Here is a 20343-nt window from a genome sequence, read left to right on the forward strand (position 1 = left end):
GCTGATGAGACAGGTGCGCCCATCACTGGCGCTGGAGGGCGCAGCAAAGTAGAAATCGCACTGCATTGAAATGCGGTGCCCTCTATCTCTCGCACCACCAGCGCAATCGAATGCCAATTCTGTGAAGTCTTAGTTTTCCGGACGCGTTTTCTTAATCTACGGCGAGTAAAAACTTAGTTTTTTTCCAGCGCCTGCGCACGTTGTTCCAGATGCCCCAGCAGCCGCTGCCCTTCGCTGGAGTGGAACCAGTCGGCATGGCCGAGGAAGTAGGTGTCATAGGCCAGCGAGGCATTCTGCGGCGACTGTGTCACCCCATGGAAATAATCCAGCTCGGCCAGTGCGAACTCGGCGTGCACCAGCGGCAGCAGGGCGGCCAGTGCACGCACCTGGCGTGCCGTCAGGGGGAGCGTGGCGGTATAGCCATCGAGCATCGCATCCAGCAGGTCCAGGTGCACCAGTTGCTCCGCGCGCTGCGCAATGGCCAGCCACTCGACGATGTTGCGCTCGATCGCCGTAGCCAGGTCATGCAGGGCGCAGGTGCGATCGCACAAACCGAAATCGAGCACGGTCTGGACCTGGGCTTCACGCGTGGCATCGCTCCACAGCAGGTTGGAAGCGTGCCAGTCATTGTGCGTCCACAAGGGGACGAATTCATCGAGGTAGGGTTTGAGCGCGGCATGCCAGGGCAGCAGGTGCTGCGCCACTTCGCCGCGCCAAGGACGGTTTTCGAGATAGTCGGCAATGGCCGGGCGCTGCTCGATGTAATGCTGCAGCGGACGTACCGGATCTTCCTGAGAGAAGATGGTGAAGCTCGACACCAGCGGACGCGCCGGGCGCGCCGGCGCATCGTAACCGGCCGAGGCCTGGTGCAGGCGCGCCAGCATCTGTCCGGCTGAATGCGCATGGGTGCAACTGGTAAAGGGCGTCCACGACATCGCCTCGCGATACAGGTCGACGCCCGGCGCCAGCGGGAAAACTTCATAAGTCCAATAGTCGTCGGGCAGCGCGGTGGCGCCCTCATTGGTAGCCAGGGCGCTGCTGACCGGCAGCCCGCGCGCCTGCAGGTGCGCAGCGAAGCGATGTTCTTCGGCCAACGCCGCCACATCGCGCACGCGCGCATGATGGCGCTTGACGATGACAGGTCCGCTCTCGGTCTGCATCACGCAGGCCGCCGAGAACGGGCGCGGGCTGTGCCACTCCAGCCGCAGCGGCTGGCCCACGCCAGGATAGTGGCGCAGCACGCGCGCGACCTCCGCCGAGGTCAGCGCGGGCCAGTCGGAGATGACCGGCTCCACGCCCATGCCGTGGCTGATGACGCGGGTGAGATGATGGGAAGCGGCGTCCATGGAAATTCAGCAGGTCGGCAGGTCAGAAATCATATTGCAGCGACAGCCGCGCGGTGCGCGGCGCGCCCAGGTGCACGTAGCCGTCGCCCAGGTACTGGCCGGCATCCTTCCAGTATCGCTTGTCGAAGACGTTGTCGAGATTGGCGCGCAGGGTGGCGGTGTGGCCGCTGATACGCAGCTGGTAGCGCAGGCCGGCATTGAACACATGCACCGCCGGCAGGCTCACGCTGCCATCGCGGGTGGCAGGCTTGCTGGCGCTGTAGAGCCAGCTGCCCATCAGGTTCACGCCTTGCACGCCCGGCAGGGCGTAGTCGGCATAGACGCTGCTGCGCAGGCGCGGCACGTTGACCACTTGCTGGCCATCGTAGGCGGCGGTGCCGGTGTCGCTGGCGCGCGCGCGGGTGGCGGTCACGCTGGCACCGACGGCCAGGCGCGGGGTGAGCTTGCCGCTGGCGCCGAGTTCGAGGCCGGTGTTGGTTTGCTTGCCCTGCTGGACATAGGTGAAACCTTCGAGAGAGTTATCCGGCTTCTGATACTCGTAAGCCTTGCGAATACGGAATACGGCAGCGGTCAGTGCGAGCTCAGGCGAGGCATCGTACTTCACCCCAGCTTCCAGTTGCTTAGCAACGGACGGTGCTAATACCTCGTATTTGTTGCTAGTCCAGAAGGGGGCTGTAGTGCCGAGCGTCAGCGTTTCCGCGTAGCTGCCGTATAGAGAGACGTTCTGTATTGGTTTAAAAATCAAGGCCAATTGTGGCAAGAACAGGTTACGCGACGTGGTGCGTGGGTTAGTGCCGAAGGCCTGCTCGTTCAGCCACACTTCGCGGCCCCCCGCAAGGGCTTGCCAACGCTCAGAAAATTGCAACCGATCACTGAAGAAAAGTGCCTTCTGTCGGCTGTCCAGATTTCTGTAGGCGGGTGGAATGATCGCGTTTGCAGGAGCGAGCTGCTCGGTACCGGTGTAGATATTCCCGCTTCCCACTTGCACGCTGATGCCATCCGATTTATCCACCACCCGGCGCGACATGGCCACGCCCATGGTCAGCTCATGCTTGAGCCAGCCGGTCGCGAACTTCCCGATCATGACCGCCTGCGCTTCATCATTGCGGCGTTCGTCGTTGGGCACGCGATAGTCATACACATCGAAGTCGCCGTTGGCTGCAAAGGTCGAAGAAGCCCCGCCACCACTGCCATAGGGGAAAGCCAGGTAATCATCGATGACCGCCCGGCTGCGGCCCGCCTGCACATAGCCATGCCAGTTGGCATTGAAATCGGTATCCACCCGCAGGCGATAGTTGAGCGAGCTGTCACGCACCGGCTGCGCCCACGATTGCGGCGTCAACATGGTCTTGGGCGAGACGCCCGAGGGCAGCGTGGTGCCGCCCAGCAGCTGGTAACCGGCCACAGAGTGCTGGGCCTTCTGCTGGTATTCGGCGTCGAACTGTACCAGCGTCTTCGACGACAACGCCCAGGTCGCCGAGAGCGAAGCGAAGTCGCGCCAGCCATCGCCATTGTTGACGTAGGAGTGGATGTCTTCGTGCGCGGCATTGATGCGCAAGCCGAACTGTTTCTGTTCACCGAAGAGCGTGCCCAGGTCGGTGGCCAGATAGCGCGATCCGTAAGAGTCCGTCCCCAGCGTGATCGAACGCACATCTGCCGGACGCTTGGTGACGTAGTTGACGATGCCGCCCGCGCTGCTCACACCGGCCTGCAGGCCGGCCACCCCCTTGAGGAATTCGACGCGTTCCTTGTTCTCCAGTGCGATGGTCTGCTCGCCGGCCACGGTGAGACCGTCGATGCGATAGGCACTGGCCGGGTCCAGCGTGATGCCGCGGATGCTGAAGTTCTCGTAGTAGCCGACCGGGGCATAGTTCTCGTTGATGGAGGCATCGTTCTTGACCACATCCGAGAGCAGGCGCGATTGCTGGTCGCGCATCTGCGCAGCGGTGACCACGGCCACCGAGGCCGGCGTATCGATCAGCGGCGCCTCGTCGAAACCGGCCACGCCCGCGGAGCGCACGCGGCTGGCATCGCGCCCGGTGCCGCTGGCGGTGACGTTGACGGTGGGCAGGGACTCGCCCTTGTCGTCGCGGGCGTCGGCCGCACGGGCAGTCGCCGCAAGGCCCAGCGAGGTGCCGGCCAGCGTCAGCATGAGCGTGGAGGCCAGGGGTGCAATGCGTTTCATCGTGGTTCTGTCGTGGAAATAAAGGAGCAGGAGCGCGCCGGGCACGCTCCCTCATCGAGGCTCAGGTGGAAGTTCAGCGATTGCGCGCCGAGGCAACGGCACGGCCGAGGTCAGCTACCGACATCGCGTAGAAGTAGCTGCGATTGTACTGCGTGATGGCGTAGAAGTTGTTGGTGGCCACCCAGTACTCCGTTGGGCCGGTGCCGTTCTGCAGGTCGACCAGGCCAAAGCGCAGGGCGGCCGGCAGGCCGGAGGTGGAGATGCCGGCGGCTTGCAGTTCCTCGACGGTGTACTTGGCTTCCAGGCCCTGGTTGAGCATGGCTTCCCACTGGCGGTTGTCGCTGGAGACCGTGACCGGGAAGGCCACCGGTTCGCCACGCTGCCAGCCATGTACGGCCAGGTAGTGGGCTACGCTGCCGATGGCGTCCACGGGCGAATTGCGCAGGTCGATCTTGCCATCGCCGTCGAAGTCCACCGCGTATTCGCGGATGCTGCCCGGCATGAACTGCGGCCATCCGATGGCGCCGGCATAAGAGCCGCGCAAGGACATCGGATCGATGCCGGCCTCGCGCGTCAGCAGCAGGGTGTTTTCCAGCTCGCCGCGGAAGAAGGCCATGCGCGCATCACGGTTGGCGGTGTTGGGGTAGTCGAAGGCCAGCGTGGTCAACACATCCATGACGCGGAAGTTGCCGGTATTGCGGCCATAGACGGTTTCCACGCCGATGATGCCGACGATGATCTCCATGGGCACGCCGTATTGCGCCTCGGCGCGCGCCAGGGCCACGCCATAGGTGTTCCAGAAATCGACGCCGGCATTGATGCGCACCGGTTCCACGAAGCGTGCGCGGTAGGCCGCCCAATTCTTGGGCTTGTTGCTGGGCGCCGGCTTGATGAGCTGGATGGCACTGTCCACGTAGCGGGTCCGGGCGAAGAGGGCGTTGAGGTCGCTGCGCTGGAACTGGTTGCGTTCGGCCATCTCATCCATGAAGCGCGCCACGTCCTTCCACTCGTTGAAGTTGACGAACTCGCCCTGGTCGGCAGCGGCCACCGTCTTTTTGGCGGGCGGCCTGGCTTTCTTCTCTGCTGTCTTCTTGTCTTTCTTGTCTTTCTTGTCCACCGCCTTTTTCTGCGTTTTCTTTTCCACAGGCTTGCCGTCCTGCGCCTGCACGGTCATCGGCAAGGCACACAGTGTGGAGAGCAGCAGGGTGGAGGCGAGGGCGGTGAGGCGGGGCAAGGAGATGGGCATGAGCAGGATGAGCAGCAGGGGGAGGCCAGACAAGGGGGGAAGTATACCGCATCGGCCGCTCCGCCCCGTGCTGGTGCATGGTGCTGACGCGCCTTTGACCACGATAGGCGGCAGCCAATGTACACTAGTCCAAGGAGACAACCCGGGCAGCCTGGTGCTTGCCTGGTGGCAATATCATCGCAACAAGATCGCAACAAGAGTAAGAATGACCACCGCCATCTATACGCACGCCGATTGCCAGCGCCATGAAATGGGTGACTGGCACCCCGAGACGCCCGCTCGCCTGGAAGCGATCGAGGACCAGCTGATCCTAAGCCGCATCGACCAGTTCCTCGACCGCCGCGAAGCCCCGCTGGCCGATCCGGCCGACCTGGAGCGGGTACATACCGCCGCCGCCGTCGATTACGTGCGCGAGCACAGCCACGCCCTGAGCCTGTCCGGCGAGCCTTACCATTCGGTCGATGGCGACACCCTGCTCAACAAGCACAGCTGGAAAGCCGCCCTGCGCGCGGCCGGTGCCGCCGTGGCCGCGACCGATGCGGTGCTGGCCGGCGAACTGGACAATGCCTTCTGCGCGGTGCGCCCGCCGGGTCATCACGCCACGCCTGGCAAGGCCATGGGCTTCTGCCTGTTCAACAACGTGGCGGTGGCGGCGCGCCATGCCATCGACGTGCACGGGCTGGAACGGGTGGCCGTGATCGATTTCGACGTGCATCACGGCAATGGCACCGAAGACATTTTTGCCCATGATCCCCGGGTGCTGATGGTGAGCTTTTTCCAGCATCCCTTCTATCCCTTCTCCGGCGACGGGCCGACCGAATCGCACATCGTCAACGTGCCGGTGCCGGCCTATTCCGATGGCAGTGCGGTGCGCCAGCTGGTGACCGAGAAATGGCTGCCGGCGCTGCATGCGCACCAGCCGCAGATGATCTTCATCTCGGCCGGTTTCGATGCCCACCGCGAGGATGACATGGGCCAGATGGGCCTGGTGGAAGCGGATTACGCCTGGATGACGCGGCAGATCATGAAGATCGCCGACCAGTATGCCAAGGGCCGCATCGTCAGTTGCCTGGAGGGTGGCTACAACCTGTCCGCGCTGGGGCGCAGCGTGGTAGCCCACCTGAAGGTGCTGGCCGACCTGGAATGAAAGTTAGATTTTCCACAGGTGATTTTAAGAAATGGCGCGATAAAAACTAAGGCTTTTATCGCGCCTTGTTTTTATGCACAGGGCGCAGGACGTCCGCCGCCCACTGCATTCTTCATCAAACCTCGGCAGGCGCATTTGCCTTATGAGCCTCATGGGGCTCATAGGCTTCATAGGCCCCAATGATCGCATCGGCCACCGCCCGCACCCGTGCCGTGCGGTTCAGGTCGCTGTGCAGCACCAGCCACATGTCGTAAGGCACGGCCCGCTGCGGCCAGATGCGCACCAGGCCGCTGGCCTTGTCGCCCACGTGCGTGGGCAGTTCGCCAATGCCGAAACCCGCCTGCAGGCTGTCATACATGACCAGCCCGGTGCTCACTTCCATGGCCACGCTGGCGTGCGCAATGGATTCGCCGCAGATCTGCTCGGACTTGCTGGGCGAGACGCTGCGCGGATAGATCACCACGTCATGTCCCTTGAGGCCCGTACCGGGATCGGGCAGTCCGCGCTTTTTCACATAGGCTTTGGAGGCATACATGCCGGTATGCAGCCGCTTGAGATGGCGCGCGATCAGGTCCGGCGCATCCGGGCGCACGGTGCGCACGGCGATATCGGCTTCACGCTTGGTGAGGTTGGTGATCTGGGTGGAGGTCGAGAGCACCACGCGGATTTTCGGATGTGCCTGGCGCAGCCGGTGCAGGGCCGGCAAGAGGAAATGGCGCGCCGTGATATCGGTGGCCGCCAGCCGCACCACGCCGCACAGGCGTTCATCCATGCCCTGCATCTGCCGTTGCAACTGTTCCGCGCCTTGCTCCATCTGGGTGGCCGCTGCCGCCGCCAGTTCGCCCGCCGGGGTCGGGACGTAGCCGCTGGGCGTGCGCAGGAACAGGCGCGCACCCAGCGAGCTTTCCAGTGAGGCCAATCGACGGCCCGCGGTGGCCTGGTCGATCTCCAGGTGTTCGGCGGCCCCGCGCAAGGTGCCCACGCGATAGATGGCCAGGAAGATGCGGGCGTTGTCCCAATCCATGATGTGCCTTTGCTGCAAGAAGGGAGGTGAGGGAAGTGAGGGAAGGGCGTGATGCAAATTTGCATCATCGCGCTGATTTTATACCTCTTTATTGCATCACTGCCCAAGCCTAGAATCTGCCCCATTCAACCCCGCCCCGGCCTTTTCCGGTCGCGGGTTTGCGGTTTTCCCTCGCACCCTGCGTGCAGAAAGTCCTCTTGCCATGTCTTCCACACAATGCCCTCGTGCGCCAGCCCCGGTGCTGGCGCCTCCCCTTGCCGATGCCGCGCCGCGCGCCGGCATGCTGCCCCTGGTGGCGCTGGCCATCGGTTTCGTCATGGCCATGCTGGACGTGACGGTGGTCAACGTCGGGCTGTCCAACATCTCCACCAGCCTGGATGCGCCCTTGTCCATGCTGGTGTGGATCGTCGACGGCTACACGCTGACCTTTGCTGCCATGCTGCTGGTGGGTGGCGCGCTGGCCGACCGCTTCGGTGCACGCCGGCTGTACCTGGCCGGGCTGTTCCTGTTCGTGCTGGCCTCGTTGCTGTGCGGGGCGGCACCCAACGGCCCCTTCCTGATCGCAGCACGCCTGCTGCAGGGCTTGGGCGCGGCCTTCTTCATGCCCAGTTCGCTGAGCCTGCTCACGCACGTCTATGAGGATGACCGCGTGCGCGCCCGCATGCTGGGCGTCTGGTCGGCGACCGTCGGCCTGGCCGCGGCTGCCGGACCGCTGCTGGGCGGCGTGCTGATCCACTGGCTGGGCTGGCGCAGCGTGTTCCTCATCAACGTGCCGGTCGGCCTGCTGGGTTTGCTGATGGCGCGCAAGCTCATTCCCCAGGTCGCCGGACACGCCCGCGCGCTGCACCTGTTCAGCCATCTGGCCGGAGTGGTGATGCTGGCGGGTCTGTCCTTCGTGCTGATCCAGGGGCCGGTATATGGCTGGGCGTCGCCGCGCATCCTCATTGCGCTGGCGGTGGCGGTGCTGGCCGCCGTGGCGCTGGTGCGCCATGAACTGCGCGGCATTGCGCCGCTGTTGCCCAAGGCGCTGTTTGCTACACCGCAGTTTGCGGCGGCCAATGGCATTGGCTTCCTCATCAACTTCGGCGTCTATGGCAACCTGTTCTACCTGGCGCTGTTCCTGCAGCAGGGGCGCGGCGCGGATGCCCTGCAGACCGGGCTGCAACTGGTGCCGATGATGGCCGTGGTCTTCTTCGGCAACCTGATGTCAGGCCGCATGGCCGCGCACTGGGGGCCGCGCGTGCCGCTGCTGCTGGGCCTGTCGGTGGGGACCGTCTTTACCGCCGTAGCCATGAGTTTCCGGCCCGAGACACCGTACTGGCTGCTGGCCCTGGTGTGCGCGGCGGCCAACCTGGGCATCAGTACCGCCATTCCTTCCATGACCACCGTGGTCATGCAGGTGGCCGGCAAGGCCCACGCCAACAGTGCGGCAGCGGCCCTCAATGCCAATCGCCAGATCGGCGCCCTGGTCGGGGTGGCCCTGATGGGCGCGATCCTGCACAGCGTGGAGGGTTGGAGCCTGCGCAATCCGCTGGCCTTCGGGGGGATGGCCCTGGCTTATGGCATCGCCTTGTGGCTGGTATGGCGCTTCGTGGGTGTTGTCAAGGAGCAATGGGTGACGCGCCGCGCGTGAGTGCGGGTGTTGTTCCCCGTCCAACGGCCTGCCCCGACTTGCGCGCGGCAGGCCGTTTTCTTGGGGATTTGTTAGGGATTGGCGGGGCAGGGCCGTAAAATAGCGCCTTCAACGAAATACGCATCAGAAAGAAGCCCCGCATGTCCATCCAATGGTTCCCCGGTCACATGAACTCCGCCCGCCGCAAGGCCGCGGAGAGCATGGAAAAAGTCGATATGGTCATCGAAGTGGTCGATGCCCGCCTGCCGCAGGCCAGTTGCAATCCCATGATCGAGCAGCTGCGCAATGCACGCCAGCGCCCTTGCCTGAAGATCCTCAACAAGACCGACATGGCCGACCCGGTGGCTACCCAAGCCTGGATCGACTACTACAACAGCCAGAAGGGCGTCACGGCCGTGGCCCTGTCCTGCAAGAAGCCCTCCGATGTGGCGCGCGTGCCCAAGCTGGCCATGCAGGTGGCACCGCATCGCGGTACTGCCTTGAAGCCGCTGCGCATGATGATCATGGGCATCCCCAACGTGGGCAAGTCGACCCTGATGAATGCGCTGCTGAAAAAGCGCGTGGCCGCCGTCGGTGATGAACCGGCCGTGACCAAGACCCAGCAGCGTCTCTACCTGGGCAACAACATGGTGCTCACCGACACCCCCGGCATGCTCTGGCCCAAGATCGAGCATCCCAGCGATGGCCTGATGCTGGCGGCCAGCCATGCGGTGGGCAGCAATGCACTCATCGAAGAGGAAGTGGCGACCTTCCTGGCGGACCTGCTGCTGCAGCGCTATCCGCAGCTGCTCAAGGCGCGCTATGGCTTCAATACCGACGGCATGGATGGCGTGGCCGTGGTGGAGGGGGTGGCGGCCAAGCGCGGCTTCCGCCTCAAGGGCGGCGAGTACGATTTCGAGAAGGCTGCGCACACCTTCCTGCAGGATTACCGCAGCGGCGCACTGGGCCGCATCTCGCTGGAGACCCCGCAATCGCGTGCCGAACTGCTGGCAACCTATCGGTCCACCGACAATCCCGATGCCCTGCAGGCCGAGGATGAAGAGGAAGACGACGAGGACTATGACTGGCGAGACGCCCCGGATCACCGGGGGCGTTGAATCTGAGTTATCTAAGTTTTGCTTTCCGGAAAACTTAGAAAGCGGATTGCAAAAACTAAGTTTTTTGGGGATCACCGGCAAGCCGCAGATTCCCGTCCAATGAAAAAAGGCCAGCTCGATGAGCTGGCCTTTTCGTTGATACAGGCAAGTGCGGGGTGGCGGATTACCAGGAGGTGATCACGGAACCCTTGTACTTTTCCAGCACGAACTTCTTCACTTCCGGGCTGTGGTAGGCCTTGACCAGCTTGGCGACCCAAGGCTTGTCCTTGTCGGCGATACGCACGGCGATCACGTTGGCGTAGGGACCGGTGGAGGCTTCCACGGCAATCGCATCCTTGGTCGGCGACAGGCCGGCCGATTCAGCGTAGTTGCCGTTGATGACGGCAGCGTCGAAGTCATCCAGCGAACGCGGCAATTGGGCGGCATCCAGTTCGACGATCTTGATCTTCTTGGGGTTCTCGACGATGTCCAGCGGGGTTGCCTTCAGGCCGGCATCGGCCTTGAGCTTGATCACGCCCTTGGCTTGCAGCACCAGCAGGGCGCGGCCACCGTTGGTCGGATCGTTGGGCACGCCCACGCGCGCACCTTGTTTCAGGTCGTTGAGCGACTTGATCTTCTTGGAGTACACGCCCATCGGGAAGGTGATGGTGCTGCCCACGCTGACGAACTTGTAGCCGCGGTCCTTGATCTGCGCATCCAGGTAGGGCTGGTGCTGGTAGGAGTTGGCGTCCAGGTCGCCGGCCGAGAGGGCCGCGTTGGGCTGGATGTAGTCGGTGAATTCGATGACCTTCATCTGCACGCCGTCTTTTTCCAGCAGCTTCTTGACCTGTTCCATGATCTCGGCGTGGGGACCGGCGGTCACGCCCATCTTGATCTGGTCTTCGGCCATGGCCGGGGCAGACACCAGGCCGGCGGCCAGGCCCAGGCCTGCGATGAATTGAATCAACTGACGACGCTTCATGACTTTCCTTTCGAGCTTTGAGGTGGGCAGCGGATCGCTGCCGTTTTTTATGAATTGCAGTGTTCAGCGGTGGCTGAGCTTGCGGACCAGCAGGTCTCCCAGGGATTGCACCAGCTGGACGAACACGATCAGGATCAGCACCACGGCCAGCATCACTTCCGGCAGGAAGCGCTGGTAGCCGTAGCGGATGCCCAGGTCGCCCAGGCCGCCGCCACCGATCGCACCGGCCATGGCCGAATAACCGACCAGGCTGACGAAGGTGATCGTGAGACCGGCGACGATACCAGCAAATGCTTCAGGCACCAAGACCTTGTAAATGATTTGCCAGGTGGTGGCGCCCATGGCTTGCGCCGCTTCGACCAGGCCGTGATCGACTTCGCGCAGGGCGGTCTCGACCAGCCGCGCAATGAAGGGCGCGGCGGCGATGGTCAGCGGCACGATGGCCGCGGCGGTGCCGATGGAGGTGCCGACGAAAAAGCGCGTCATCGGGATCACCGCCACCAGCAGGATGATGAAGGGCGTCGAGCGCACCGCATTGACCAGCAGGCCGGCAATGCGGTTGAAGGCGACATTGGGCAGCACGCCCTTGGATTCGGTGATGTGCAGGGCGATGCCGAGCGGGATGCCCAGGAGCGAGCCGACTACGCCCGAAATCACCACCATCATCAGCGTCTCGCCGAAGGAGCTGACGAACAGATCGATCAGTTCAGATGACATGGTTGAGCTCCTCGACGACCACGCCCTGCTCGCGCAGGTATTGCATGGCTTGGTTGATGTTGTCCTGGGTGCCGTTGGCGAGGATCGCCAGCGAGCCGAAAGCCTGGCCCTGGATCTCGTCGATCTGGCCGTGCAGGATGTTGAAATTCAGGTTGAAGCGGCGCACCGCTTCCGACAGGTGCGGCTGGTCCACATCGTTGCCGGTGAAGGCGAAGCGGAACAGGTGGTCCGTGCCCTGGCCGGCGTCGGCACGCGCCAGGCGCTCGCGCAGGCGGGCCAGCACGCCCTTGGGCAGCTCGTGGGCAATGACGTCGCCGATCAGCGCGCGGGTGACTTCATGGCGCGGCTGGCGGAACACGTCCAGCACTTCGCCCTGTTCGATCACCTGGCCGGCTTCCATCACGGCCACGCGGTCGCAGATCTGCTTGATGACTTCCATCTGGTGCGTGATCAGCACGATGGTCAGGCCCAGTTCCTTGTTGATCTTGCGCAGCAGTTCGAGGATGGAGCGGGTGGTTTCCGGGTCCAGCGCCGAGGTGGCTTCGTCCGAGAGCAGGACCTTGGGATCGTTGGCCAGGGCGCGGGCGATGCCCACGCGCTGCTTCTGGCCGCCGGAGATCTGCGCCGGATAGCGATCGCGCAGGGCGGTCAGGCCGACCAGTTCCAGCAGGGGTTCGACCTTGGCCGCGATCTCCGACTTGCTCTTGCCGGCCAGTTCCAGCGGCAGCGCGATGTTGTCGTAGACGCTGCGCGAGGAGAGCAGGTTGAAGTGCTGGAAGATCATGCCGATGCCACGGCGCGCTTCGCGCAGCTGGGACGAGGACAGCGAGGTCAGGTCCTGGCCATCCAGGACGATGCGCCCGGAGGTGGGGCGGTTCAGCAGGTTCAGGGTACGCACCAGCGTGCTCTTGCCAGCGCCGCTGCGGCCGATGATGCCGAAGATCTCGCCCTTGCGGATCGACAAATCGACATTGCGCACCGCTTCGACATTGCCGAACCGCTGGGTGACAGCTTGTATTTCGATCATGATGGAAAAGAAGAATGGCAGCGGGCCCCCGGGTGCCAGTGCCAGCGCGGCATCGTGGGACGCTGCGGGCGGGTCAGGACCTCAGGTCTCCACTGCCATCAATATTTTTATAAGAAGCCGCTATTTTAAGGCGGCACGGTTATATGGGGAAAATAAATTTTCGTCTATGCATATAACTGGCGCGTCTTAGCAGGCGGCGGGAAGCCGCTTGTGCATTGGCTTTGCGGCCGGGTTGGCGGTGTGGGGAGGGGGCGGCGCGGCGCGTGGGTCTCGATGTTGCGCGAGAAAGTTGTCGAATAAGTTTTGTCGTCGACTTCATTTTTGCTTTGAACGGGGCCAGTGGCAGTGCCAGGGCTTATCTTCCTGAGTTTTTTGTCCGGCGTGCTGCAACTGCTGCAACTGCTGCAGCGCGCCGGACCCCCTCCCCGGAATCCTTCCCATGTATGCCTTTCCCGTCACTGACCTGGCAGAGCGCCTCGACGCGCTGCTGGAGCTGGCCGATATCGACGAAGTCATCCTCACCCGAGCCGGCGCCGACAACCTGGTGCTGGTACGCGAACCGGTCTGGCGCGGCGTGCAGGAAGCCCTGCACCTGCTGGGCAACGACCTCAATGCCGAACGCCTGCTATGCAGCCTGCTGCAGTTGCGTGCCGACCTGCTGCCGATCAGGGACACACCATGACACCGGTGTGGATGTCTCCCCTGGCGCGCGAGGACCTGGCCTGGTGGCGCTGCCACGACCGCCGCGTTGCGCGCGAATTGCTTCATTTGATACGCCGCCTGCGTGACGGTGCTTGCATTCCCCCCGCCCGCCAGGTGGGCTTGCCCCTGCGCTTGCCGGGTCTTTACGCGGTGCGCCTGCAGGGCGAGCACCGGCTCGTCATTGAACGCGTGGCGGGCCGGGTGGTGATTCACCAGTGTCGTTTTCACTACTGAGGACCGGGCCGGCAGCCTGACCAATATGCGCGACATTGGTTGCTATAAAGCGACATAATAATCTCATAAAGCGGTGCATTTCAAAGAATGAGGCTTTTGAAGAAATAAAGTCGGTTTAGATTTGCCGTGACTTCTTGATCTTTCTTTGGGAAGTCGGGGCGTCCCGCTCGCCGTGCAGCGGTACCGCCCTTCAATCAACAGCAATCAAACCACTACGGAGTACTCTATGAAAAAGTCCATCCTGGCACTGGCCGTGCTGGCGGCCTTCGGCGGCGCGGCGCACGCGCAGAGCAGCGTGACCATCTACGGTGCGGTCGATGCCAGCTTGTCCTACACCAACAAGATCTCCACTGGCGGCAAGGATACGGGCGGCCAGATGGCTCTCGATTCCGGCCTGATGAAGGGTTCGCGCCTGGGCGTGAAGGGCGTGGAAGACCTGGGCGGCGGCATCAAGGCGCTGTTCACCATCGAGAACGGTTTCAACCTCGATACCGGCGAGGCGGGCCAGAAGGGTGTGCTGTGGGGCCGACAGGCCACCGTTGGCCTGTCGGGCAACTTCGGTACCATCCTGGCGGGCCGCCAGAAAGACGTGCTGGACGACGTGGGCAGCATCACCTCCCCGGGCGACTTCGGTGGCGTGGTCAGCCGGGTTCACTCGCTGAACCTGGATCGCACCAACGGCGAGCGCGTCAACAACTCCATCCGCTACAACACCCCGAACTTCAACGGCTTCACCGGTAGCGTCATCTATGGCTTCGGCGAGGAGCCTGGCAGCACCGGCGCCGGCCAATCCTTCGGCTTGGGCGGTACCTACGCCAACGGTCCGCTGAACATCGGCCTGGGCTACTTCCAGAGCAAGATGGGCGGCAAGTCCGCCAGCGACGTCAACGGCGCGGCAGCTTGCAACGGCGCAGTGATGGCCATGGGCAAGGACAAGATCGGCGACAAGGCGGGCGACACTTGCCTGAAGACCTGGACCCTGGCGGCCGCTTACCAGTTCGGACCGGCCCGGGTCTATGGCTCCTACTCGCGCGTGAAGCTGCCGTTGGCCAAGGTGCCCTCGGAAATCGCCGACAATCCGAAGCACAACTACAGTTTCGCTGCGCTGGCACATCCCAAGGACCGTCGTGATACGCCTCTCTACAGCATGCCAAGCGACGGCGACTTCGTCATTGGTGGCTACAACAACGAGTCCAGCAGCACGCTGGACTTCGGCGTGCACTACCAGGTCTCGCCGGCCCTGTCGCTGATCAGCAGCCTGCAGTACACCCGCGCCAAGTTCGCACGCAGCGCCGACGGCCGTCTGCTGCAGGTCAACCTGGGCGCCAAGTACGAGTTGTCCAAGCGCACTTCCACCTACGCCGTCGTGCGCAACCTGCGCTCGTCCGACATGTACAGCGTTGGCCTGGCCAGCGACCGTGTGCCGGGTAGTGATCGCAGCCAGACCGGCATCAACGCCGGCCTGATCCACAGCTTCTAAGTTCTGGCACTGCATCGGGCTCGTGGGGGCCCGATGTTTTGGCCCGCATCTGCAAGGATGCGGGTCTTTTTTTATACAGAAAACTTTGTCCGGTTGATGCCCGGTAGACTCGGCTGCGCGCGCTGGCAGGGAGGCTTTGCATGCCAGATCCGCTGCGATCGCCGCCCAACAAAAAACCCGCATCATCGCTGATGCGGGTTTTTTCTTGCAGCCCAGGCCATGCGATGCATGCCCTGGGGCCGGAAGGCAAATTACATCATGCCGTCCATGCCGCCCATGCCGCCCATACCACCCATGCCGCCAGGCATGCCGGCCGGCTTGTCGTCCGCCACTTCGGCCACCAGGGCGTCGGTGGTCAGGATCAGGCTGGCCACGGAGGCAGCGTTCTGCAGGGCCGAACGGGTCACCTTGGCCGGATCCAGCACGCCCAGTTCCACCAGGTCACCGTAGGTGCCGTTGGAGGCGTTGTAGCCGAAGTTGCCCGAACCTTCCAGCACCTTGTTCACCACCACCGACGGCTCATCGCCGGCGTTGAAGACGATCTGGCGCAGCGGCTCTTCGATGGCGCGCAGCACGATCTTGATACCGGCTTCCTGGTCGGCGTTGTCGCCCTTCAGGTCCTTGACGTTGGCGCGAGCGCGCAGCAGGGCAACGCCACCGCCAGGCACGACGCCTTCTTCAACAGCAGCACGGGTAGCGTGCAGGGCGTCTTCGACGCGGGCCTTCTTTTCCTTCATTTCGACTTCGGTGGCAGCGCCAACCTTGATCAGTGCAACACCGCCAGCCAGCTTGGCCACGCGCTCTTGCAGCTTTTCACGGTCGTAGTCGGAGGTCGCTTCGCCGATCTGGGTGCGGATCATTGCCACGCGTGCTTCGATGCCAGCGGCTTCGCCGTTGCCGTCGATGATGGTGGTGTTTTCCTTGCCGATTTCAACGCGCTTGGCTTGGCCCAGTTCAGCCAGGGTAGCCTTTTCCAGGGTCAGGCCGACTTCTTCAGCGATCACTTGGCCGCCGGTCAGGATGGCGATGTCTTCCAGCATGGCCTTGCGGCGGTCGCCGAAGCCAGGAGCCTTGACGGCAGCGGTCTTCAGGATGCCACGGATGTTGTTGACCACCAGGGTCGCCAGGGCTTCGCCTTCGACGTCTTCAGCCACGATCAGCAGCGGACGGCCAGCCTTGGCGACTTGTTCCAGCACCGGCAGCAGGTCACGGATGTTGGAGATCTTCTTGTCGAACAGCAGGATGAAGGGATTGTCCAGGGCGACGATCTGCTTCTCTTGGTTGTTGATGAAGTACGGCGACAGGTAGCCGCGGTCGAATTGCATACCTTCGACGATGTCCAGTTCGTTTTCCAGCGACTTGCCGTCTTCGACGGTGATGACGCCTTCCTTGCCGACCTTTTCCATGGCCTTGGCGATGATGTCGCCGATGTCCGCGTCGGAGTTGGCCGAGATCGAGCCGACTTGAGCGATTTCCTTGGAGGTGGTGGTGGGCTTGGCCAGGTTCTTCACTTCACCGACGATGGCGGTGACAGCCTTGTCGATACCGCGCTTCAGGTCGGTCGGGTTGAAGCCGGCGGCGACGTACTTGAAGCCTTCGCGCACGATGGCCTGGGCCAGCACGGTTGCGGTGGTGGTACCGTCACCGGCGTTGTCGGAGGTCTTGGAAGCGACTTCCTTGACCAGCTGGGCACCCATGTTTTCCAGCTTGTCCTTCAGTTCGATTTCCTTGGCGACGGAAACGCCGTCCTTGGTCACGGTCGGGGCGCCGAAGCTGCGCTCCAGCACGACGTTGCGGCCCTTGGGACCCAGGGTGACCTTGACTGCGTTGGCCAGGATGTTGACGCCGTTGACGACCTTGGCGCGTGCTTCATCGCCGAAAATAACTTGCTTTGCTGCCATGTTGGATTCTCCAGAAATTCGGTTCAGTTCATGTCGCCGGGCTCGGGCCTGAAGTTTCAGGGAGCGCCGGCTGCTGTCTTGTTGCCGATGGCCTTCACGTTTTCTCTATCTATATAGAAGGAAAAGGAAGGCCGGATGCCGAATTACTTCTCGACGACGGCGAACAGGTCTTCTTCGCGCATGACCAGCAGTTCCTGGCCATCGATCTTCACGGCCTGGCCGGAGTACTTGCCGAACAGAACGCGGTCGCCGACCTTCACGGCCAGTTGACGGACCTTGCCATCTTCCAGGATCTTGCCGTTGCCGACGGCCAGGACTTCGCCTTGGTCCGGCTTTTCGGTCGCTGCGTCAGGCAGAACGATACCGGAAGCAGTCTTGGTTTCCTGGTCGAGGCGCTTGACGATAACGCGATCGTGCAAAGGGCGAAGATTCATGAGAACTCCTTAATTTTCAATAAGTTAGCATTGATTGCGGCGATGCCTGCAACGGTTTTCTTCCAAATGCAGCAGACGTCACCGCATGAAAAAGGGGATTGCGCCCGGCGGCGCTGTTAGCACTCTGCCGTGACGAGTGCTAAGTATAGGGACGGGTTGGGGAATTTTCAAGGCGTCAATTGGCGTGTTTCCGTGCCGGGGCTGCGCACCGGCACTCAAAAATATTCGAGGTCAATGGAGAAAAACACAGGCACGCCTCGGAATTCGTAAAAAATAGAATGCGAATCATTATTATTGCGGCTCTTTTGGATCAGTCCGGAAGAGCCTTTTTTTATAAGCAATGAACGGCGGAGGTTCGCCAGTATTTTTATTGGACCGAAAAATAATGAAGACCAATCAGGCCCCTTTCAACCCTGCACGCGATATGAGTATCGCCACCTCCACCCTGGTTTCGCTGGTGATGCTCGGTTTCCACTTGCCAAGCGTGGCGCAACAGTCCGCCGCGCCCGCCGGGCAGGCCGCGCTGGAGCCGATCCAGGTCAGCAGCGACTGGCTCGGCACCGGGCTGGAGAGCAGCGTGAAGACCTATCCCGGCGCCCGCACCGTGGTCAGGAAGCAGGACATCGACAGCACCGGCGCCATCAGCATCGGCGAAGTGATGCGCCGCATTCCGGGCGTGCAGTCCAGTGACAGCGCCGGTACGTCCGGCAGCGCTATTTCCTTGAATATCGGGGTGCGCGGCCTGACCGGGCGCTTTTCGCCACGCTCGACCGTCCTGCTCGATGGCATTCCCTTGTCGGTGGCACCCTACGGCCAGCCCCAACTTTCGTTCGCACCACTGAGCCTGAACAACATCGAATCGATCGACGTCATCCGTGGTGGCGGTGCAGTGCGTTTCGGCCCGCAGAACGTGGGCGGCATCATCAATTTCAAGACGCGCTCCATTCCGGCAAGCGAGGGTATTTCGGGGGATGCTTCCGTGCGCTACAACAGCTACGGCAAGGGCGGCGGCAATGCACAGTACACCGCCTTCGCCGGTGGCCAGGGCGACAATGGACTGGGCATGGCCTTCCTCTACTCGGGCCAGGACGGCAGCGGATGGCGCGACAAGAGCGACGAGCATCTCAACGATTTTGCGCTGAAGATGCGCTACGAAATTTCAGCGAGTGCCGAGCTCTATGCCAAGCTCAATTACTACGACGTGATGAGCCGCACCCCGGGCGGCCTGAGCACCGCACAGTACGCCGCCGATCCGTTCCAGAATACCCGCTTGCGCGACAACTGGAGCGGTACCCGCAAAGGCTTCGACGTCGGCTACCTCAATACCTTGTCGGACCATCAGGAGCTGGAGGTCCGCACCTACTTCAACCAGGCGACCCGCCAGAGCAGCTTGATCAACGCGACCGGCGTGCGCCTGTCGCATCAGCCGCGCAACTACGAAACGCTGGGCATCGAGCCCCGCTACACGCAGCGCTTCGCTTGGGGCAGCACCACGCATGATGTCACCGTCGGCTACCGCACCATCCGCGAGCGCGGGGACGACAATATCTACAACGAAGCGGTCCGCACCGGCGTGTTGAGCGGATTCACCCGGTTCCAGAACAGCACCGATGCCCATGCCGCCTACATCGACGACAAGATCGCTTTGGGCAAATGGCGCATCACGCCGGGCCTGCGTTTCGAACAGGTGCAATCGAGCCGCTACGAAACGGGCAAGAAGACACCCTACGAGGTGGCCAACGACAAGCTCCTGCCCTCGATCAACCTCGCCTACCTGCTTACCGAGCAGCTGACCCTGTTCAGCAACTACAACACCTCGTTCGGCGTGGTGCAGAATTCGCAGCTCAACACCATGTCCTCCGCCCATCCGCTGTCGCCCGAACTGGCCCGGACGATGGAAGGGGGCGTGCGGTGGAAGAGTGAGCAGGCCTCGGCCGAGGCGACGATGTTCCACATCAATTTTGACAACCAGATCGTGTCGGTGCAGGGGACGATGCCCAACGTCTTCCGCAACATCGGCAGGACCCAGCATGATGGCGTCGAGCTGGCGATGGACTATGCCTTCGACCAGGACAGCCCCCTGAAAGGCTGGTCGGTCTTCGCCAACTACACCTACACGCGGGCGCTGCAGAAGTCGGGCAGCAATCCGGGCAAGGACTTGCCGTTCTACGCCCGCACGACCGATACGCTCGGGGTGCGCCTGCAATCCGGTCCCTGGGCCCTGAACCTGTCGACGACGCACCAGGGCCGGCAGTTTGCCGATGAAGCCAACACCCTCGCCGAAAGCGCCGACGGCAGCATCGGGGAAATCCCCGGCGTGCGTCTGTGGAATGCGCAGGCGAGCTGGAAGGTGCCGGGCAAGAAGGGGCTGGACCTCACCGCGGGCGTCAACAACCTGATGGACCGGCGCTACTTCACTCGTACCGTCGATGGCAATCTGGGCAAACTGGTCGGCGCGCCGCGGACGATCTATGTGCAGGGGCGTTACGCATTCTGAGCTTCGGGCTGAGCGAAATCGCTCGTCAATTACCGCTCCCGTCGTTCACCTGCTCCTTCCACAAGGCTGGCCCCGCATCCGGGGGCAGGTGAAGAAAAATTCTCGCATTGCGGGAATTTCCTCGTAAAAATGAGGCTGGCTCCCCGGGCCAGCCTCGTTACAACTGCAGTTTTCTTCTGTTTCCCCGCCCTTATTGGTGCGCTCCTTCGCATCCTGATTCAAAAAAGTGCATAAAACGTGCGATATGAATGAAGCGCAGCGTTGGCATGGAACTCGCTCTCCCAGCCGCACCATTACGGTGTATTCTGCCCGGCGGGGCAGTGCATTGGAGGAACGGCCCCGCCTGGCCTGGGGCTTTGACCGGGCCGCTTGCCTGCTGTGGCTCCGTCCCTTTTTTAGCGGCGATGAGCGGCGGGAAAGCGCCCGAGTCGCGATGCCCACAGGCATGGCTCGTTTTTTGCTGTAGCAGAGTCCGCAAGCAAGAACCGGTCAGCGACTGGGAGGCGCTGCGGTGTTTTCCGACCGGGTTGCCGTCCACACGGTGGTCAGGTTCGGTCAGCACACATAACAAATGGCACAACGAACTGCGTTTTCAATCTTTCATTGGAAGTAATAGGTGTAGTGACCTGCATTTGAAACCGGCCCGACCAGCATTCCAGCCGATTCTCGGCCAGGAATAACTGCAACTGACGGCCACCTCAAACCAGCTTTA

Annotated in this window: 16 protein-coding genes; 7 read left to right on the plus strand and 9 right to left on the minus strand. The window is 62.6% G+C overall.

Annotated elements, in window-relative coordinates; genetic code table 11:
• Nucleotides 1–173 precede the first annotated feature (173 nt).
• The 3 genes from CEJ45_RS08825 to mltB form a co-directional block, all read right to left on the minus strand.
• Nucleotides 174–1346, minus strand: a complete 1173-nt coding sequence (locus tag CEJ45_RS08825) for a phosphotransferase enzyme family protein (RefSeq protein WP_088754777.1) — start codon at nt 1344–1346, stop codon at nt 174–176.
• Nucleotides 1347–1368: 22 nt separating this feature from the next.
• Entirely contained in the window at nt 1369–3531 is a 2163-nt protein-coding gene (locus tag CEJ45_RS08830) for a TonB-dependent siderophore receptor (protein ID WP_088754778.1), read from the minus strand.
• Between the two features lie 73 nt (nt 3532–3604).
• A complete protein-coding gene (mltB, locus tag CEJ45_RS08835) occupies nt 3605–4777 on the minus strand; it encodes a lytic murein transglycosylase B (RefSeq protein WP_187697649.1) in 1173 nt (390 codons plus the stop codon).
• Nucleotides 4778–4982: 205 nt separating this feature from the next.
• Between mltB and CEJ45_RS08840 the strand changes: the two genes are divergently transcribed.
• Entirely contained in the window at nt 4983–5924 is a 942-nt protein-coding gene (locus tag CEJ45_RS08840) for a histone deacetylase family protein (RefSeq protein WP_088754779.1), read from the plus strand.
• 115 nt (nt 5925–6039) lie between these two features.
• On the opposite strand, the gene CEJ45_RS08845 is transcribed toward CEJ45_RS08840, so the two are convergent.
• Entirely contained in the window at nt 6040–6948 is a 909-nt protein-coding gene (locus CEJ45_RS08845; RefSeq protein ID WP_088754780.1) for a LysR family transcriptional regulator, read from the minus strand.
• Between the two features lie 202 nt (nt 6949–7150).
• On the opposite strand from CEJ45_RS08845, the gene CEJ45_RS08850 reads away from it, so the two are divergent.
• Nucleotides 7151–8581, plus strand: a complete 1431-nt coding sequence (locus CEJ45_RS08850) for an MFS transporter (RefSeq protein ID WP_241517312.1) — start codon at nt 7151–7153, stop codon at nt 8579–8581.
• 140 nt (nt 8582–8721) lie between these two features.
• The gene (ylqF, locus tag CEJ45_RS08855; RefSeq protein WP_088754781.1) at nt 8722–9678 is read left to right on the plus strand and encodes a ribosome biogenesis GTPase YlqF; all 957 of its coding nucleotides are present in this window, start codon (nt 8722–8724) and stop codon (nt 9676–9678) included.
• Nucleotides 9679–9841: 163 nt separating this feature from the next.
• Here the strand turns inward: ylqF and CEJ45_RS08860 are convergent, their stop codons facing one another.
• The 3 genes from CEJ45_RS08860 to CEJ45_RS08870 all read right to left on the minus strand — a co-directional run bounded on the left by CEJ45_RS08860 (nt 9842) and on the right by CEJ45_RS08870 (nt 12383).
• Nucleotides 9842–10639 (minus strand): MetQ/NlpA family ABC transporter substrate-binding protein, encoded by a 798-nt coding sequence (locus CEJ45_RS08860; RefSeq protein ID WP_088754782.1) that lies wholly within the window; start codon nt 10637–10639, stop codon nt 9842–9844.
• Between the two features lie 63 nt (nt 10640–10702).
• Nucleotides 10703–11356, minus strand: a complete 654-nt coding sequence (locus CEJ45_RS08865; RefSeq protein ID WP_034333917.1) for a methionine ABC transporter permease — start codon at nt 11354–11356, stop codon at nt 10703–10705.
• On the minus strand, nt 11346–12383 hold the full coding sequence (locus CEJ45_RS08870) for a methionine ABC transporter ATP-binding protein (RefSeq protein WP_088754783.1): 1038 nt from the start codon (nt 12381–12383) through the stop codon (nt 11346–11348). Before CEJ45_RS08870 ends, CEJ45_RS08865 begins: the two co-directional genes overlap by 11 nt.
• A 439-nt stretch (nt 12384–12822) precedes the next feature.
• Here CEJ45_RS08870 and CEJ45_RS08875 point away from each other — a divergent pair, with 439 nt between their 5' ends.
• From CEJ45_RS08875 to CEJ45_RS08885, 3 genes are all read left to right on the plus strand, one after another.
• Nucleotides 12823–13065, plus strand: coding sequence for a type II toxin-antitoxin system Phd/YefM family antitoxin (locus CEJ45_RS08875; protein ID WP_088754784.1), 243 nt, complete (start codon nt 12823–12825; stop codon nt 13063–13065).
• Complete coding sequence (locus CEJ45_RS08880) at nt 13062–13319, plus strand: type II toxin-antitoxin system YoeB family toxin (RefSeq protein ID WP_158214911.1); 258 nt, start codon at nt 13062–13064, stop codon at nt 13317–13319. Before CEJ45_RS08875 ends, CEJ45_RS08880 begins: the two co-directional genes overlap by 4 nt.
• A 226-nt stretch (nt 13320–13545) precedes the next feature.
• Nucleotides 13546–14799 (plus strand): porin, encoded by a 1254-nt coding sequence (locus CEJ45_RS08885; protein ID WP_088754786.1) that lies wholly within the window; start codon nt 13546–13548, stop codon nt 14797–14799.
• A 251-nt stretch (nt 14800–15050) separates the two neighbouring features.
• Here CEJ45_RS08885 and groL read toward each other — a convergent pair whose 3' ends face one another.
• On the minus strand, nt 15051–16700 hold the full coding sequence (gene groL, locus CEJ45_RS08890; protein ID WP_088754787.1) for a chaperonin GroEL: 1650 nt from the start codon (nt 16698–16700) through the stop codon (nt 15051–15053).
• A gap of 143 nt (nt 16701–16843) precedes the next feature.
• Nucleotides 16844–17134: a co-chaperone GroES gene (gene groES, locus CEJ45_RS08895; protein ID WP_008115200.1), complete on the minus strand. Its 291-nt coding sequence runs from the start codon at nt 17132–17134 to the stop codon at nt 16844–16846.
• A gap of 424 nt (nt 17135–17558) precedes the next feature.
• On the opposite strand from groES, the gene CEJ45_RS08900 reads away from it, so the two are divergent.
• Nucleotides 17559–19631, plus strand: coding sequence for a TonB-dependent receptor family protein (locus tag CEJ45_RS08900; protein WP_241517313.1), 2073 nt, complete (start codon nt 17559–17561; stop codon nt 19629–19631).
• The last annotated feature ends 712 nt before the right edge of the window (nt 19632–20343 follow it).

The organism is Herbaspirillum aquaticum, assembly GCF_002213425.1.
GTDB lineage: Bacteria > Pseudomonadota > Gammaproteobacteria > Burkholderiales > Burkholderiaceae_D > Herbaspirillum > Herbaspirillum aquaticum.

Excerpts from the sequence above, each read along its gene's own strand:
- CEJ45_RS08830 (WP_088754778.1), bottom strand. The coding sequence starts at position 3,531 with ATGAAACGCATTGCACCCCTGGCCTCCACGCTCATGCTGACGCTGGCC.
- groL (WP_088754787.1), bottom strand. The coding sequence starts at position 16,700 with ATGGCAGCAAAGCAAGTTATTTTCGGCGATGAAGCACGCGCCAAGGTC.
- CEJ45_RS08840 (WP_088754779.1), top strand. The coding sequence starts at position 4,983 with ATGACCACCGCCATCTATACGCACGCCGATTGCCAGCGCCATGAAATG.
- CEJ45_RS08825 (WP_088754777.1), bottom strand. The coding sequence starts at position 1,346 with ATGGACGCCGCTTCCCATCATCTCACCCGCGTCATCAGCCACGGCATG.
- CEJ45_RS08875 (WP_088754784.1), top strand. The coding sequence starts at position 12,823 with ATGTATGCCTTTCCCGTCACTGACCTGGCAGAGCGCCTCGACGCGCTG.
- CEJ45_RS08860 (WP_088754782.1), bottom strand. The coding sequence starts at position 10,639 with ATGAAGCGTCGTCAGTTGATTCAATTCATCGCAGGCCTGGGCCTGGCC.
- ylqF (WP_088754781.1), top strand. The coding sequence starts at position 8,722 with ATGTCCATCCAATGGTTCCCCGGTCACATGAACTCCGCCCGCCGCAAG.
- CEJ45_RS08880 (WP_158214911.1), top strand. The coding sequence starts at position 13,062 with ATGACACCGGTGTGGATGTCTCCCCTGGCGCGCGAGGACCTGGCCTGG.
- CEJ45_RS08845 (WP_088754780.1), bottom strand. The coding sequence starts at position 6,948 with ATGGATTGGGACAACGCCCGCATCTTCCTGGCCATCTATCGCGTGGGC.
- CEJ45_RS08870 (WP_088754783.1), bottom strand. The coding sequence starts at position 12,383 with ATGATCGAAATACAAGCTGTCACCCAGCGGTTCGGCAATGTCGAAGCG.
- CEJ45_RS08865 (WP_034333917.1), bottom strand. The coding sequence starts at position 11,356 with ATGTCATCTGAACTGATCGATCTGTTCGTCAGCTCCTTCGGCGAGACG.
- CEJ45_RS08885 (WP_088754786.1), top strand. The coding sequence starts at position 13,546 with ATGAAAAAGTCCATCCTGGCACTGGCCGTGCTGGCGGCCTTCGGCGGC.
- CEJ45_RS08900 (WP_241517313.1), top strand. The coding sequence starts at position 17,559 with ATGAGTATCGCCACCTCCACCCTGGTTTCGCTGGTGATGCTCGGTTTC.
- mltB (WP_187697649.1), bottom strand. The coding sequence starts at position 4,777 with ATGCCCATCTCCTTGCCCCGCCTCACCGCCCTCGCCTCCACCCTGCTG.
- CEJ45_RS08850 (WP_241517312.1), top strand. The coding sequence starts at position 7,151 with ATGTCTTCCACACAATGCCCTCGTGCGCCAGCCCCGGTGCTGGCGCCT.
- groES (WP_008115200.1), bottom strand. The coding sequence starts at position 17,134 with ATGAATCTTCGCCCTTTGCACGATCGCGTTATCGTCAAGCGCCTCGAC.